Source organism: Flavobacterium magnesitis (assembly GCF_041729735.1).
Lineage (GTDB): Bacteria > Bacteroidota > Bacteroidia > Flavobacteriales > Flavobacteriaceae > Flavobacterium > Flavobacterium magnesitis.
Genome location: NZ_JBCFQK010000012.1, coordinates 111,544 through 126,336, shown reverse-complemented (window position 1 = coordinate 126,336; position 14,793 = coordinate 111,544). Strand labels below are relative to the sequence as shown.

Here is a 14,793-nt window from a genome sequence, read left to right as displayed (position 1 = left end):
CTCCCCCTTATATGAACTTTGGACGAAATAAATTAGACCTGTTTAAAAATTCATTAAAATTAATTTCCCCTGACCCTAAAGGGTGTAATTTTGATGAATTTTCAATAAATTTTCCACCCCTTAGGGATGGGGAAAAAGAAAATTTATTAAAAAAATAATTTGTGCAATTTGTGGTAAAAAAATGATATTAAGTTTTGATAAAAAGACTAAAACTTAAAAAACTGATTATTTGCAATGATTTCTTTAAGCGGAGTACTATCCTTTAATTTTATTTTTTGATCAAAAGCGGCGATATGGTTGTCATGATGCACATCAGAACCTACATAATCATACATACCTTTTTGCAGTAATTGTTCTGCAATTTTAGCAATGTTTTCACCATAATAACCTACAACAGCCAATAAATTAAGTTGAAACAAACAACCTGCTTTTTTGAGTTTTGTATATTCATTAAAAGTTTTATGATAAAACAAATAACGTTCCGGATGTGCTAAAACAGGAATGTAACCTGCTACTTGTAAATCAAATAAGATAGAATACAGTTGGATAGGAGCATTGATGTACGACATTTCTACTAACACATAATTGTCTTTCAAAGTCAACAAATTCTTCGATTGAAATAAACGAACAAATTGATCATCCATCAAATATTCCGCAGCTGCCTTAAAAGGAATATTTATATTGTTTTTATTTAGATCGAGTACCGTGCTATTCTTATTGGCAATAATTTGTTCATGGGTGTTTTCCCATACATGTTGAATAATATGTGGAGTAGTAATAATTTGACTCGTACCCATTTTCTGTAAGGCTTGGGTTAAACGCAAAGAATCTTCAAAATTCTTAGCCCCATCATCAATTCCAGCAAGAAGATGAGAGTGTATATCAATATGATTATTAGGAATCAGATCTTTAAGAACTGGTTTGGATTTTAAAAATGTAAACATGCCACAAATATAGGAAAAAGAAGTCATAAGTTGGAAGTTGGAATTCATAAGTTTTTGTTAGTTTTTATGAGAGTGGAAAAAAGTTGGAAGTTGGAAGTTGGAAGATGGAAGTTCAGGAAGATAGGAGATGGAAGATTTAGTATATCACTCAACAGATAAACTCACAACCCATAACTCACAGCTCACAACTCATAATAAGACGGAATTTTACTATTGTATGCATTTTTAAACTATTTTTTTTGCATATCTAGTCGGTTATATTTGGATTGACTCCTACTAGGTTAGAATATTTACCTGTATAATAGCATAAAGGATTGAATAATAAAATGAAACAAACAGAGGGACTTGAAGAAGATTGGTTGTTTGAAATAAAACCAAAGAACGATTTTTTTTCACTCAACTTTAAAGAAGTTTGGCAATACCGTGATTTATTACTACTTTTTGTAAAACGGGATGTGGTTACGGTATACAAACAAACCGTTTTAGGGCCGCTTTGGTATTTGATTCAGCCTTTGTTTACTTCGATTACTTTTACCATTATTTTTAATACTGTGGCAGGTATAGAAACAGGAACTGTTCCCCCTTTTTTGTTTAATCTGGCAGGAATTACGGTCTGGAACTATTTTACAGCTTGTCTTAATGGCACTTCAGATACTTTTAAAGCGAATGCTAGTATTTTTGGAAAAGTATATTTCCCCAGAATAATAACACCATTGTCAGTTGTAATTTCCAACTTGATTAAGTTCGGCATCCAGTTTATGATTTTTATCTTTTTTTACCTTTTTTATTATCTCAAAGGAGCCAGTTTAACATTAAATGGGTTAGTGCTTTTTTTTCCAATTTTAATTGCTGTAATGGGCATTTTGGGATTAGGATTAGGAATGTTAATCTCCTCAATGGTTACTAAATATCGCGATTTTAGTTATTTAATTGGCTTTGGAATCCAATTACTAATGTATTTATCAGCCGTAATGTATCCAATGGAATTAATAAAGGAGAAACTGCCAGAGTTCGGTTGGCTTGTTGAATACAATCCTTTAGCCTATATCATCGAAACATCTCGCTATTTGCTTTTAAACGTTGGCGAAATTTCAGTTGTAGGATTAAGTTATACCGTGTTAGTAACAATAGCGGTATTTTTTGTTGGTCTTTTGGTTTTTAATAAGACGGAAAAGAGTTTTATAGATACGGTGTAAGATTTCGTGAATTTTCGTTTTCCCCAGCCCTAAAGGGAGCCGAAAATTTCAAGAAATTACTATATTTTTGATAGATAAAGACATTCCATTTCTTTTTTCCACCCTTTAGGGCTGGGGGAATAAAAAAGAAATAATAAAAAACGTTCTTAATTTCTTTTTACTTTTAAGGGCAGGGAGTAAAAAGAAATCTGAAATTTATATTATAACCTAAACCCACTATGAAAGACGTCATCCTAAAAGCCGAAAATATTTCTAAACAATACCGTTTAGGAACTGTTGGAACAGGTACGTTATCGCACGACTTAAACCGGTGGTGGCATCGCATTCGTGGAAAAGAAGATCCGTATTTGAAAATTGGAGAGACTAATGATCGTTCTACTAAAGGAACCTCTGATTACGTTTGGGCATTACAGGATATTAATTTTGAAGTAGAGCGAGGGGAAGTTCTAGGAATCATTGGTAAAAATGGAGCAGGAAAATCAACCTTACTTAAAATACTTTCTAAGGTTACAGCACCCACAACAGGAACCATTAAGTCACGTGGACGTATTGCTTCTTTACTAGAAGTTGGAACAGGATTTAATGGCGAGTTAACAGGTAGAGAAAATGTATACCTCAATGGTGCCATCCTCGGAATGACCAAAAAAGAAATAACGGCTAAACTGGACGAAATTATCGATTTCTCCGGCTGCCAGCGTTATATTGACACACCTGTTAAGCGTTACAGTAGCGGAATGACCGTTCGCCTGGCTTTTGCAGTAGCCGCTTTTCTGGAACCTGAAATTTTAGTAATTGATGAGGTTTTGGCCGTAGGTGATGCTGAATTCCAGAAAAAAGCTATTGGCAAAATGCAGGATATCTCTAAAGGCGAAGGAAGAACGGTTTTGTTTGTGAGTCATAATATGGCGGCAGTAAAGAGTTTGTGTACAAGAGGGATTGTTTTGGAACATGGGAAAGTGGTTTTTGGGGGTGAAACCTCTGAATGTATTAATGAATATTTGAATACAGATAAAATCATACGAAAATTTCAATTTGAAAATGAGAAGTTTAAATGTGAAAATATTTTTTTAGTAAATTTTAAAGGAAAAACAAAAACAGACTTTTTAAATGGAGAAAATATATTCATTCATATCCCTTTTTTGATAAAATGTGATCATCCGGATTTAGGGTTTTGTGTGGCTATTTATAATTCGTTTGGTGAAATAGTTTCAGCAATTAATACATATCATATAAACGATAAAATAAGTTTTTTAGAAAAAGGAAAGTATACAATGAAAATTGAAATACCTAAGTATATATTAAACGTTGGAGAGTATAGCATTAATTTGCACTTCAACGATAAATATGGCAACCTATTTGAAATCGCAGAAAGATGTTTAACATTTGTAGTTGTAGATGACGGTTATCGAAAGGGAAAATTCTTTAAAGGACCTATACCTGGACCTATTTCATTAGTTCCAGAGATTAATATTGATAATTTTTAAATCAATTCAGTATGATACCCAAAATTATCCATTATTGTTGGTTTGGTAAAAATCCAAAATCGGAATTGATAGAAAACTGTATTAATTCTTGGAAAGAAAATTTACCAGATTACAAAATTATTGAATGGAATGAAGAAAATTTTGATGTTAATTCAAATGTTTTTACAAAAGAAGCATATCAAAAAAAAAAGTGGGCTTTTGTGACTGATTATGTTAGAGCATATTCATTGTATACTGTTGGCGGAATTTATTTAGATACAGATGTAGAAATTAGACATAATTTAGATTTTTTTTTACATCACAGTGCCTTTTCAGGATTTGAAGAAGTAGGTTTTCCTTTTACAGCATTGTGGGGTGCAAAGAAAGGGCATGATTGGCCTAAAAAAATTATTGATTACTATAAGGGTTTGGAAACTTTTTCTGAAAAAACAAATACAAGAATAGTATCCGATTTTTTAGTCAATTTTTATAAAGTTGATCCAAATAAGGATGAAATACAAAATCTTGAAGATGGAATATGCATATACCCTTCAAATTACTTTTGTTTGAATATTGAAAAAAATTATGCGGTTCATCATTTTGAGGGATCTTGGCTTGAAGTAAATAATTTAAATTATGATTCATCTTTATTGAGGGGATATTATAAAAATAAGTTTTTAAATTATTTTGAAAAAAAACAAATAATTGAAGACTTATACAATGAAAAATACTTTTCATTAAAAGATTTACTATTTTTTATTCTAAAAAAGTTAAAAGAAAAGTATGTTAACTAGATTAGTCTCTATAATTGTACCGTGCTTCAACCAAGCTCAATATCTAGATGAAGCTTTGGAGTCTGTTTTTAATCAAACATATAAAAACTGGGAATGTATTATTGTCAATGACGGAAGTCCTGATCATACAGAAGAAGTTGCTAAAAATTGGTTAGAAAAAGATAGTAGATTTATCTATTTGTACAAAGAAAATGGAGGATTGAGTAGTGCCAGAAATTTTGGTTTAGAAAAGGCAAATGGAGATTTTATTCAGTTTTTGGATTCAGATGACTTTTTAGATGCTAAAAAAATAGAATTATCATTAGAGATATGTTTGAAATACCGATGTGAGGATACAATAGTAATTTCAAATTTTAGAATGTTTACAGATCATACTTTTTGTTCTACTGAACCATATTGTGAGTTAAAGCAAGAATATTTTACTTTTCTGGAATTACTCTTTGGTTGGGAAAACAAATTTAGTATTCCTATACATTGTGGTTTTTTTCAAAAAAGTCTTTTAGATGGTTTTAAATTCTCAGAAGAATTAAAAGCTAAAGAAGATTGGATTATGTGGTTGCAAGTATTTCAAAATAATAATAATTGTTACTTTTTAGATAAACCTCTTGCTTTGTATAGAATACATCCTAATAGTATGACTAAAGATGAGCAATTAATGAGTGAGAACCAATTTAAGGCAATACTTGTTTTGAAAGCAATAGTCCCTCAGGCGGTATACAATGAATATTTAGTTTTTGTTTTAAAACAAAAAAATCAAAAAATAATTAGTTTAGAAAATCATATTAATAATTATAAAAAAACAAAAGGTTATAGAGTTTTAGAAAAACTAAAAAATAATAGTTTTATAGTTTTTTTTATAAAACTACGCAATAAAATATGCTAGCAATAGTAATCCCCTTTTATAAATTCACTTTTTTTGAAGCTACTTTACAATCGTTGGCTAATCAAACTGATAAACGTTTTAAAGTCTATATTGGCGACGATGCAAGTCAAGAAAACCCTTCGGGTTTATTGGAAAAGTATCGAGGGAAATTTTATTTTTTGTATCATCGATTTCAAGAGAATTTAGGAACTACTTCTTTAACAAAACAATGGGAGCGTTGTATTGAATTGTCAAACACTGAAGAATGGATTATGATTTTAGGTGATGATGATTATATGGATAAAAATGTAGTGGCAGCTTTTTATGAAAATCTTGAAACTATAAATAAATTAGAAATAAAAGTAGTCCGATTTGCAACTCGTGTACACGAGGCTGATGGTTCTTATTCTAAAATTTATAATCATCCAAAGCTTGAAAAAGCAACTGATTTTTTATATAGAAGATTTACGAATGCTACAAGAAGCTCCCTGTCAGAATATGTTTTTAAGAAAACAGCTTACAAAAAATATGGTTTTTATAATTATGATTTAGCTTGGTTTAGTGATGATCGGGCTTGGTTAGAGATTTCAGAAAATAAATATATTTATTCAATTAATTCGGCATTAGTTTATTTTAGATTGAGTGACCAAAATATTTCGAGAAATAATTATAAGAGTAAAGAGAAGGAAAGTATTAGATTAATGTTTTTGAAATTTATTATTTCAAATTATCTAAGGGATTTTAGTTCAGAACAAAAACGTTTTTTTTTAATATATTACGAACAATTAGTTTATAAGAATAATGAAGTCAATCTCACTTTTTGGTTTTTTCATTTTTGCCGTTTTACAAGGTGTTTAAGTTTTATAGATTCTTTAAAATTTACTAGAAGAGTATTCAATTATGCTAAAAACAGAACAAAATAAACCTTTAATATCCATAATTATTCCAGTATTTAATCGGGAAAAATTATTGCCTGAGACTTTAGATAGTATCATTGCGCAATCTTTTATCGATTGGGAATGCATATTAGTTGATGATTCTAGTACAGATGGTTCTTATGTTGTCATGAAGCAATACGAAGAAAAAGATTCAAGATTTAGAATATTTAAAAGACCAGTTAACTTAAAAAAAGGAGCAAATTCTTGTCGCAATTATGGTTTTTTACAAACTTCTGGTAATTATATAAAATGGTTTGATAGTGACGATATTATGTTGTCAAATCACTTAGAAATGGCAGTTACTTATTTAATCGATAATCATTTAGATTTTGTAGTTACAGATACAATAAATTTTAATAATGAAACAAGAGTCATTGAGGGCAAACCTTATAATTTTGACAGAGATAAAGCAGAGATTTCAGCAATGAATTTTGCATTAAATCGTATTGGTTGGATAACGAATGATTTTTTAGGGACGCGAAAGATAGTTGAAAAAATAAGTTTTAATGAAAAAATTATAACTGATGGAGATGAATATAATTTTTTTGTTAGGTTGCTTAATCAATCCTGTAAAGGAAAATTCCTTAATGTAGTTGTAACTTATAGAAGAATTCATAACGATACTTTGACTAATCAAAATAACAGTAAATCTTTAAAATTTATTTATAAAATATTGAATATTAAATATTTGACTGCAAAAGATTTAGTGGTTTTTGATAATAAAGAGTTAGTTAAGTGGTTTTTATCGGGTTATATGCAATATGCTTTTGAAATAGCATTATTAAAACAAAAGGTACCATACAAAAAAGAAGCGTTTAAATTAATTTATCTAAATTTTTCATGTAGGAAAGGTTTAACTTTTATAATTGCTTTGTTTTTGGCTAAGTATTTTAATAATGGATATAATGTTATGAAGTATGCCAGAAGTTAAAAATATAATGCAACCACTAATTTCAATAATATTACCCTGTTATAATGGGGAAAAATATCTCTCTAAATCAATAGAAAGTTGTTTAAATCAAACATATAAGAATATAGAGTTGATTATTGTTAATGATTGTTCCAAAGATAAATCTTTATTAGTAGCAACTCATTATGCTCAGAAAGATGATAGAATAAAAATTATCACAAATGCAACCAATAAAAGACTACCCGTTAGTTTAAACATAGGACATAGAATTGCAAAGGGCGATTTGTTAACTTGGACAAGCCACGATAACTTTTACAATGCAAATGCTATTGAAGTTTTATCAAATGAGTTAACCCAAAACAATTCTGATCTTGTTTATAGCGACATGAATTTAGTATATGAAAACTCATCCAAAATAAAAAAGAGATATTTAGGTGATATAGAAAGCTTACCTTTTGGTAATTGTGTTGGAGCATGTTTTTTGTATAAAAAAGAAGTTTTTATTGAATTAAATGGTTATAATGAAAATTTTTTTTTGGTTGAAGATTATGACTTTTGGTTAAGAGCATTCATGAAATTCAAATTTTTTCATGTTAAACAATATTTATATAATTATTTACTACAAAGTGAAAGTTTAACGAATCAAATAAATATAAACGAATCAAAGCGAAATTTATGGCTAGCGAATATTTCTTTGTTATATAATCAATTTTTAAATAATATAGGTATATCAAATCCGCATATAACAGATTTTTTTAAATCAAATTTGACTTTTGAGGTTTATGATTTCAATTTCATAGTATCTAATTATTCTATTTTTCAAGAAATTGAAAAACAATTTTTAAAAACCCCAAACTATAAGACGAAGAGGAGTTTAAAAAAAGCGGTCATAAAACAATTTAAGTTCAAAATTGCTAGTAATAATACGAATTCAAGCAAAAAGCATATTTATTTTTTATTGAGAAAATACTGGTTTTACTTCAGTATAAACGACTTTAGATTTGTAATAAAAAGTATGATAAAATATTTACCATGAGTATTTTTTTAAGTGAGATTGCAATCCTAACAACAGTTAGTAATAAATTGTTGTATAAAAAATCTATTCAAACTTTTCCATTGGATATTGATCTTATCGCTATAGACGGGAGTGAGGGGCTTTTTGGAATAGAAAGTATTAAATTTATGTTTAAAAAATTATCTTCAAAAAAATATTCATGGATTATTATGGTTGATGAAGATGTTTTATTTGCTAATCCACAATCAGTATTTGAAATCATTGGTAAAATGATAAAAAATAATATTGATGTTTGTAGTATAAGAGATGGGGGTATTTTATCATGGAGAGATAAAAATCCATTTTTGCCTAACCCTTTTTTCTGCATATTAAATTTCGATAAAATTAAGTCATTATACTCAGAAAAGGAGGTTGTTGAAAATCAATTTCTTCTTGCAAATGAATTCGATGATGATTTATCAAGTTTAAATTTTAAATATGATGTTGATTCAATTTTTGAAGAATACTATTGTTTCTTCTTATGGTTAAGAAGAAAAAAAATGAAATTTCATTTTTTACATGCTGTTTCCGATACTTTTGAAAACGATTTAGAAACAACAACTGTTTTTGATTTCAACGGGGAAATATTATTGTATCATACTTGGTATGCAAGAATGTATGGTGTTAGCGAATTTCATACTAAAAGAATAGATAGGATTGTTAATATATGTGTTCCCCACATAACTCAAGATAAAATAAGGGTTTTATGGCTAAAAGATTATGCCTTTAATTTTAGGAAGTACTTCAGAAAAATTAAAAATAGAATCTTGAATAAATTTAAGTGAAGACAATAAAATGAATTCAACGGTAACAATCATCATGGCTACCTACAACAGAGCCCATTTCATTGTAGAAACGCTAAACTCTATCAAGCAACAAACCTTTTGTGATTGGGAGTGCTTGATTATTGATGATGGAGGTACCGATACTACCCAAGAAGTTATAACTCCAATTTTAGAAAAAGATAAGAGATTCCAATTTTTTAAACGCCCAGACAACTATTTAAAAGGATTGCCAGGTTGTAGAAATTATGGGTTGGATATAGCCAAAGGAGAATATATTATTTTTTTTGATGATGATGATATTATACATCCCGATAATTTAAAAATCAGCTTAGCAATTCTGCAAAATAAAAATGTTGACTTTTGTCATTATCAAAAACAATCCTTTGAACAACAAATACCTGATTTTTTATTTCTTAAACCTAAATTTAAGTGCGTTTTAAATCAATCTCTATTGTATGAAATACTAACCCACCAGATTGGACTGGCTTCTTGCACTGTTTTATGGGATAAAAAGTGTTTCGATAGCATTCGTTTTAAAGAAGAGTTGCTTTATGCTGAAGAATGGGAGTGCTATTCTAGAATTATAGCGGAAGGTTTTACAGGAGTTAGTATTGAAAACGTTCTATATTACAATAGAAAACACCCTAACTCCAATACAGGAGAATTTTATTCAGATAATCCAGTTCGTAAAAAATCAAACAATGATGCTATCTTGTTAGTAGTAGTAAATTTAAAAGCAAAACAATTGCTGACTCGTTCAATACTTCACTATTTTATCCAAATTTCATTAGACTATAAAGAATACAACTTATTTAATGAATTACTTTTAAAAGTACACTTAAAAGGGATAGAAAAAATGAACTGGCAATTATTTTACCTGTTTTTACCAGTAAGACTATATCTTTACCGTATTAAGAAAAAAATAGTAAGATGAAAATTCTATTGTGTTTTGGAACTCGTCCCGAAGCTATAAAAATGGCTCCGGTTTTTCATAAATTGAAAGATAAAGGTTTTGAAGTGAAAATTTGTGTCACAGCGCAACATCGGGAAATGCTGGATCAAGTTTTGCTTTTTTTTGAAATTAAGCCAGATTATGATTTAAATTTAATGAAATCTGACCAAACTTTAAATGGACTAAGCGCTTCTATTTTAGAAGGTATTGATTCTGTTTTAGTAGCTGAAAAACCAGATCTCATACTTGTTCACGGTGATACTACAACCTCTTCAATGGTTGCTTTGGCAGGTTTTAACCGAAACATAAATGTAGGACATATTGAAGCTGGTTTGCGAACGTATAATAAAACGGCACCCTTTCCTGAAGAAATAAACAGGCAGATAACGAGTCGATTGGCTGATTTACATTTTACTCCGACTCTTCAAGCATCTCAAAATTTGATAAACGAGGGTGTACTAAAAGAAACTATTTTTCAAACTGGAAATACTGTTATTGATGCTTTATTCTGGACATTAAAAAAAATAGAAAAACCAGATTTTGACTTTTCAGAAATTAAAATTTTAAAAGAAAAAATAGATCAAAATAAAAAAATAATATTAGTTACCGGACACCGACGCGAGAATTTTGGAACCGGATTTCAAAATATATGTGAAGCAATTTTACAACTGGCAAAAAGAGAAGATGTACAGATTGTTTATCCAGTGCATTTAAATCCGAATGTAAAAAAAATAGTTGAAGAAAAATTATCAAGAAATAAAAATATTCTTCTCGTCAATCCTGTTTCTTATCCTGCCTTTGTGTGGTTAATGCAGCAATCGTTTTTGATTATGACTGATTCGGGTGGTATTCAAGAAGAAGCACCATCATTAGGAAAACCAGTTATTGTGACAAGAACGGTTTCTGAAAGACCCGAAGGAGTTATAGCTGGATATTCAAAATTAGTAGGGCATAATCAAGAAATGATAATTGAATCTGTCATTGATTTGATTGAAAACTTTAAAGGTTTTGAAAATATTGCAAATCCTTACGGAAACGGTGATGCATCAGAACAAATTGTAAACGCTTTATTAAAATAAATGAAAATCCTTGTCATAGCAGAATCAATAAATATTGAAGATAGTAGCGGATCAAAAGCAAATGTGGCATTGATTCAAAGTTTACTTGCTGCCGGATTTATTTTAAAAGTTTTGCATTATACCCGCAAAACGATTGATATTTCAGGTGCAGAATGTATAGCGATACCAGAGAAAAAGTGGGGTTTTTTATACCTTTTAAGCCGATCCCAGCGTATTTTTCATCGTTTGACAGGAATTAATATAAATCAATTTATTGAAAATTTTTTAGGCTTTTCTTTTACTTTTTTTAATGATACTAACAGCATTGCTAAGTTACTGCGTAAAGAAAAAACATTCAAGCCAGATCTTGTTATTACATTAAGCAAAGGAGCCAGTTTCAGGCCGCATTATGCACTTTTAAAATGCCCTGAATTCCATGAAAAATGGCTCGCTTATGTGCATGATCCTTATCCATTTCATTATTATCCAAGACCTTATAATTGGGTAGAATCAGGTTTTAAAAATAAAGAAGCTTTTTTTAAAGCGGTATCTGAAAAAGCAGCTTTTTCAGCATTTCCAAGTTTATTGTTGAAAGAATGGATGGGGAGTTATTTTCCTAATTTTCTTAAAACAGGAATCATAATTCCGCATCAAAGTGTGTCTTATGAAATAAAAAATAAAGATTTTCCATCATATTTTGAACCTGAAAAATTCTCTATTCTTCATGCAGGGAATTTAATGAAACAGCGTTCTCCAAAAGGACTTTTAGAAGGTTTTTTATTGTTTTTGAAAAATAATCCCGAAGCAAAAGAATATGCAAGACTCTATATTATTGGACCAGCAGAATTTCATACAGAGTTGCTAAAAAGCTATAAATCAGAAGAAAATATTTATATTGAAAATGCACATATTCCTTTTGATGTGATTTATAATCTTCAGATGCATGTGAATGTTAATGTGATTTTAGAATCTATGGCTGAAATAAGTCCTTTTTTACCAGCTAAGTTTCCACATTGTATCGAAGCACAAAAACCGATACTTTTGCTTTCGCCTTATTACAGTGAAACAAGAAGATTATTAGGACATGATTATCCCTTTTGGTGTGAAGCCAATGAATTGGAAAAGATTCAAAAGTATTTAGAAGTATTATTTAATGATTGGAGGACTAAAAAGGATTTTAAAAGACCTGTTTTTGATTCTATAAAATACTATCTGGGTTCAGAAAATATTAAAACAACTGTAAAAAAAATTGTTGAAAAATGAGAATAGGAATGAATCCTCAAAAATTGGAAACAAAAGTTACCATGACGACCCATCATCGAATTGTGATGGTGGTTTATATCCCTAATGAAGAAGGTTTCTACAAAAACTCTTTGAGTGTTTTCAAAGTTTGTTTGGATTCACTTATTAATACAGTAAATGCTTTTGCAGCGATAACAGTTGTAAATAACGGTTCTTTTTCAAAAGTTTCTGATTTTTTAGAGTTGTATCTTAAGGAGAGAAAAATAGATACTTTAATTTCTCATACTGCTAATATCGGCAAGATTGATGCGCAAATTGGTGCTGCACGGGGTGCTAGAGAAAAATACATAACTCTTACAGATGCTGATATATTATTTGTAAAAGGGTGGCAAGAAAAAGTGGAGGAAATTTTCATTAATTTTCCAAATGTAGGTTCTGTCTCTCCTATACCTGTTAGAACGGGTCTATATGCTGGAACAAGTTCTGTGCTAAAACAAATAATCTTTAGAAAATTGAAATATAAATTTATTTCGATACCTGAAAATTTTGATAACTACAATAGGTTTTTGTCAAGTATAAATTGGGATTTAGATTCTGATAAAAATAAAAAGTGGCCAGTAGTAGAAACTAAAGGGGTTAAGGCAATTGTTGGTAGTGCGCATCAAGTACTAACAATTAGTCGGGATATTTTATTTTTAACATCACCTTCAAATCCTTCTTTAACTCTTGTGGGAGGCAATTCTGAACATAATTATGTTGACGTTCCAATAGACAAGGCAGATAAACTTAGGCTAGCTACTTTTAATAACTATGCTTTTCACATGGGGAATTTATTAGAGAATTGGATGATTATGATAAATGAAAATAACCTTAATAATGAATTAATTCAAAGTAGTAACTTGCAGGTTTCAGTATCAAAAGATTTATTTAACTCAAAAAAGTCAAACAGAGTATATACGTTGAGAAAGATATTTTATAAAAAAATATTTGCTTTTTTTTATGGGAAAAGATAAAAAAAAATTCACTATCATAATAACAACTAAAAACCGAAAAGAGGAATTATTTTTTACATTAGAAAAAATAAAAATTCTTCTGGATCGAGAAGATGTGGTTTGTATTGTATGTGATGATGGATCAACAGATGGAACTTTTGAAGAAATCAAAATAAATTTTCCAAAAATACAATTAATTCAAAACCCCAAAAGTCAGGGTTTAATATATAGCAGAAATCGCTTAATGAATCGAGTGCAAACAGAATTTACTATTTCTATTGATGATGATCTTCACTTTCTTTCGGAAACACCACTTGAAAAAATAAGTGCCTTTTTTGAAAGGCATCCCCAAGCTGGAATTCTTGGATTTCGAATTTTTTGGGGTTTACAAGAACCACATTTTCAGAAAACAACAGAGCGACCAGTACAAGTTAAAAGTTTCGTTGGATGTGCACACGTATGGAGAATGAAAGCATGGAAAGAAGTTCCGGATTATCCTTCTTGGTTTGTATTTTATGGAGAAGAAGATTTTGCCGCTTTTCAGTTGTTTAAAAAAGGATGGGAAATTCACTATCTGCCTCAAATATTAGTACATCACAGGGTCGATGTAAAGGCAAGGAAGCAACAAAGCGATTATCAGATACGTTTGCGCCGTTCTTTGAGATCGGGATGGTATTTGTATTTTCTTTTTTATCCTTTTTTAACAATCCCTAAAAAAGTGTTATATACCTTATGGATTCAAATAAAAACAAAAATGGCTAAAGGAGACTGGATCGCTACAATGGCGATAGCACAGGCAGTTTTTGATGTAATTTTTAATTTTCCTAAATTGCTTAAGCAAAGTAATCGTTTGACAACTAAGGAGTATCATGCCATTTTGAAACTACCTCCAGCTAAAATTTATTGGAAACCAGAGGATGAAAAATAAAACCATAGCCATAATACCAGCCAGAGGAGGTTCAAAACGCCTGCCTAATAAAAACACCATCTTACTAGGAAACTATCCATTGTTAGTACATAGTATTTTGTTTGCACAAGCCAACAGTACAATTATAGACGCAGTTTATGTTTCGACTGATGATGCTAATAGTAAAGCAATAGCACTACAATATGGTGCTCAGGTAATCGATCGTCCAACTTCTATTTCTGGAGATGCGGAACCAACAGTTTCAGCCTTGAAACATGTTTTGGAATCGATTGAAACAGAAGTAGAAAATGTTATTTTATTACAACCAACAAACCCTTTGAGACCAGAAAATCTTTTAAAAGAAGCTTTTGAAACCTTTCAAAAAGATAATTGTGATAGTCTGTTTACAGTGAGTCGTTCAGAACAAAAATTAGGTAAAATCAAGAATAAACTATTTGTACCTTTTAATTACACCATTGGTCAAAGAAGTCAGGATTTAGAGCCATTGTTTTTTGAAAATGGATTGTTATACATCACTAAAGCAAAACTAATTTTAGAGAATACAATCATTTCAGAAAATGCTTTTCCATTCGAAGTAAATCATATTTTTGCCAATGTGGATATTGACACACAAGAAGATTTGGAGTATGCCAAATATCTTTTAAAAAAACTCATAACCCATAACTGATAACTCAC

15 protein-coding genes are annotated in these 14,793 nt (G+C 29.9%); 14 read left to right on the top strand and 1 reads right to left on the bottom strand.

What is annotated here, in order from left to right; translation table 11 throughout:
• Positions 1-206: 206 nt before the first annotated feature.
• Positions 207-944, bottom strand: coding sequence for a tyrosine-protein phosphatase (locus AAGV33_RS09920; protein WP_373391834.1), 738 nt, complete (start codon positions 942-944; stop codon positions 207-209).
• A 326-nt stretch (positions 945-1,270) separates the two neighbouring features.
• On the opposite strand from AAGV33_RS09920, the gene AAGV33_RS09915 reads away from it, so the two are divergent.
• The 14 genes from AAGV33_RS09915 (at position 1,271) to AAGV33_RS09850 (ending at position 14,785) form a co-directional block, all read left to right on the top strand.
• Positions 1,271-2,140 (top strand): ABC transporter permease, encoded by an 870-nt coding sequence (locus AAGV33_RS09915; RefSeq protein ID WP_373391830.1) that lies wholly within the window; start codon positions 1,271-1,273, stop codon positions 2,138-2,140.
• A gap of 218 nt (positions 2,141-2,358) precedes the next feature.
• Positions 2,359-3,624 carry an ABC transporter ATP-binding protein gene (locus tag AAGV33_RS09910; protein WP_373391829.1) on the top strand — a complete coding sequence of 422 codons (1,266 nt, stop codon included), beginning with the start codon at positions 2,359-2,361 and terminating at the stop codon, positions 3,622-3,624.
• Positions 3,625-3,635: 11 nt separating this feature from the next.
• Positions 3,636-4,397, top strand: coding sequence for a glycosyltransferase family 32 protein (locus AAGV33_RS09905; protein ID WP_373391828.1), 762 nt, complete (start codon positions 3,636-3,638; stop codon positions 4,395-4,397).
• A complete protein-coding gene (locus AAGV33_RS09900; RefSeq protein WP_373391826.1) occupies positions 4,387-5,280 on the top strand; it encodes a glycosyltransferase family 2 protein in 894 nt (297 codons plus the stop codon). The genes AAGV33_RS09905 and AAGV33_RS09900 overlap by 11 nt, the downstream gene beginning before the upstream one ends.
• The gene (locus tag AAGV33_RS09895; RefSeq protein WP_373391825.1) at positions 5,274-6,182 is read left to right on the top strand and encodes a glycosyltransferase family 2 protein; all 909 of its coding nucleotides are present in this window, start codon (positions 5,274-5,276) and stop codon (positions 6,180-6,182) included. Before AAGV33_RS09900 ends, AAGV33_RS09895 begins: the two co-directional genes overlap by 7 nt.
• Positions 6,160-7,128, top strand: coding sequence for a glycosyltransferase family 2 protein (locus AAGV33_RS09890; protein ID WP_373391824.1), 969 nt, complete (start codon positions 6,160-6,162; stop codon positions 7,126-7,128). Before AAGV33_RS09895 ends, AAGV33_RS09890 begins: the two co-directional genes overlap by 23 nt.
• Positions 7,115-8,143 carry a glycosyltransferase family 2 protein gene (locus tag AAGV33_RS09885; RefSeq protein WP_373391823.1) on the top strand — a complete coding sequence of 343 codons (1,029 nt, stop codon included), beginning with the start codon at positions 7,115-7,117 and terminating at the stop codon, positions 8,141-8,143. Before AAGV33_RS09890 ends, AAGV33_RS09885 begins: the two co-directional genes overlap by 14 nt.
• Complete coding sequence (locus AAGV33_RS09880) at positions 8,140-8,946, top strand: hypothetical protein (RefSeq protein ID WP_373391822.1); 807 nt, start codon at positions 8,140-8,142, stop codon at positions 8,944-8,946. Before AAGV33_RS09885 ends, AAGV33_RS09880 begins: the two co-directional genes overlap by 4 nt.
• 10 nt (positions 8,947-8,956) lie before the next feature.
• On the top strand, positions 8,957-9,880 hold the full coding sequence (locus tag AAGV33_RS09875) for a glycosyltransferase family 2 protein (RefSeq protein ID WP_373391821.1): 924 nt from the start codon (positions 8,957-8,959) through the stop codon (positions 9,878-9,880).
• Positions 9,877-10,977, top strand: a complete 1,101-nt coding sequence (gene wecB, locus AAGV33_RS09870; RefSeq protein WP_373391820.1) for a non-hydrolyzing UDP-N-acetylglucosamine 2-epimerase — start codon at positions 9,877-9,879, stop codon at positions 10,975-10,977. Before AAGV33_RS09875 ends, wecB begins: the two co-directional genes overlap by 4 nt.
• Positions 10,978-12,219: a UDP-glycosyltransferase gene (locus AAGV33_RS09865; RefSeq protein WP_373391819.1), complete on the top strand. Its 1,242-nt coding sequence runs from the start codon at positions 10,978-10,980 to the stop codon at positions 12,217-12,219.
• Positions 12,216-13,211: a glycosyltransferase family A protein gene (locus AAGV33_RS09860; RefSeq protein WP_373391818.1), complete on the top strand. Its 996-nt coding sequence runs from the start codon at positions 12,216-12,218 to the stop codon at positions 13,209-13,211. Before AAGV33_RS09865 ends, AAGV33_RS09860 begins: the two co-directional genes overlap by 4 nt.
• A complete protein-coding gene (locus AAGV33_RS09855; RefSeq protein ID WP_373391817.1) occupies positions 13,198-14,118 on the top strand; it encodes a glycosyltransferase family 2 protein in 921 nt (306 codons plus the stop codon). Before AAGV33_RS09860 ends, AAGV33_RS09855 begins: the two co-directional genes overlap by 14 nt.
• On the top strand, positions 14,108-14,785 hold the full coding sequence (locus AAGV33_RS09850) for an acylneuraminate cytidylyltransferase family protein (RefSeq protein WP_373391816.1): 678 nt from the start codon (positions 14,108-14,110) through the stop codon (positions 14,783-14,785). The genes AAGV33_RS09855 and AAGV33_RS09850 overlap by 11 nt, the downstream gene beginning before the upstream one ends.
• Positions 14,786-14,793: the final 8 nt, after the last annotated feature.

Bases quoted from the DNA above. Each gene is read 5' to 3' on its own strand.
- AAGV33_RS09850 (WP_373391816.1), top strand. From the start codon at position 14,108: ATGAAAAATAAAACCATAGCCATAATACCAGCCAGAGGAGGTTCAAAA.
- AAGV33_RS09900 (WP_373391826.1), top strand. From the start codon at position 4,387: ATGTTAACTAGATTAGTCTCTATAATTGTACCGTGCTTCAACCAAGCT.
- AAGV33_RS09920 (WP_373391834.1), bottom strand. From the start codon at position 944: ATGTTTACATTTTTAAAATCCAAACCAGTTCTTAAAGATCTGATTCCT.
- AAGV33_RS09910 (WP_373391829.1), top strand. From the start codon at position 2,359: ATGAAAGACGTCATCCTAAAAGCCGAAAATATTTCTAAACAATACCGT.
- wecB (WP_373391820.1), top strand. From the start codon at position 9,877: ATGAAAATTCTATTGTGTTTTGGAACTCGTCCCGAAGCTATAAAAATG.
- AAGV33_RS09895 (WP_373391825.1), top strand. From the start codon at position 5,274: ATGCTAGCAATAGTAATCCCCTTTTATAAATTCACTTTTTTTGAAGCT.
- AAGV33_RS09865 (WP_373391819.1), top strand. From the start codon at position 10,978: ATGAAAATCCTTGTCATAGCAGAATCAATAAATATTGAAGATAGTAGC.
- AAGV33_RS09915 (WP_373391830.1), top strand. From the start codon at position 1,271: ATGAAACAAACAGAGGGACTTGAAGAAGATTGGTTGTTTGAAATAAAA.
- AAGV33_RS09890 (WP_373391824.1), top strand. From the start codon at position 6,160: ATGCTAAAAACAGAACAAAATAAACCTTTAATATCCATAATTATTCCA.
- AAGV33_RS09885 (WP_373391823.1), top strand. From the start codon at position 7,115: ATGCCAGAAGTTAAAAATATAATGCAACCACTAATTTCAATAATATTA.
- AAGV33_RS09905 (WP_373391828.1), top strand. From the start codon at position 3,636: ATGATACCCAAAATTATCCATTATTGTTGGTTTGGTAAAAATCCAAAA.
- AAGV33_RS09860 (WP_373391818.1), top strand. From the start codon at position 12,216: ATGAGAATAGGAATGAATCCTCAAAAATTGGAAACAAAAGTTACCATG.
- AAGV33_RS09855 (WP_373391817.1), top strand. From the start codon at position 13,198: ATGGGAAAAGATAAAAAAAAATTCACTATCATAATAACAACTAAAAAC.
- AAGV33_RS09875 (WP_373391821.1), top strand. From the start codon at position 8,957: ATGAATTCAACGGTAACAATCATCATGGCTACCTACAACAGAGCCCAT.
- AAGV33_RS09880 (WP_373391822.1), top strand. From the start codon at position 8,140: ATGAGTATTTTTTTAAGTGAGATTGCAATCCTAACAACAGTTAGTAAT.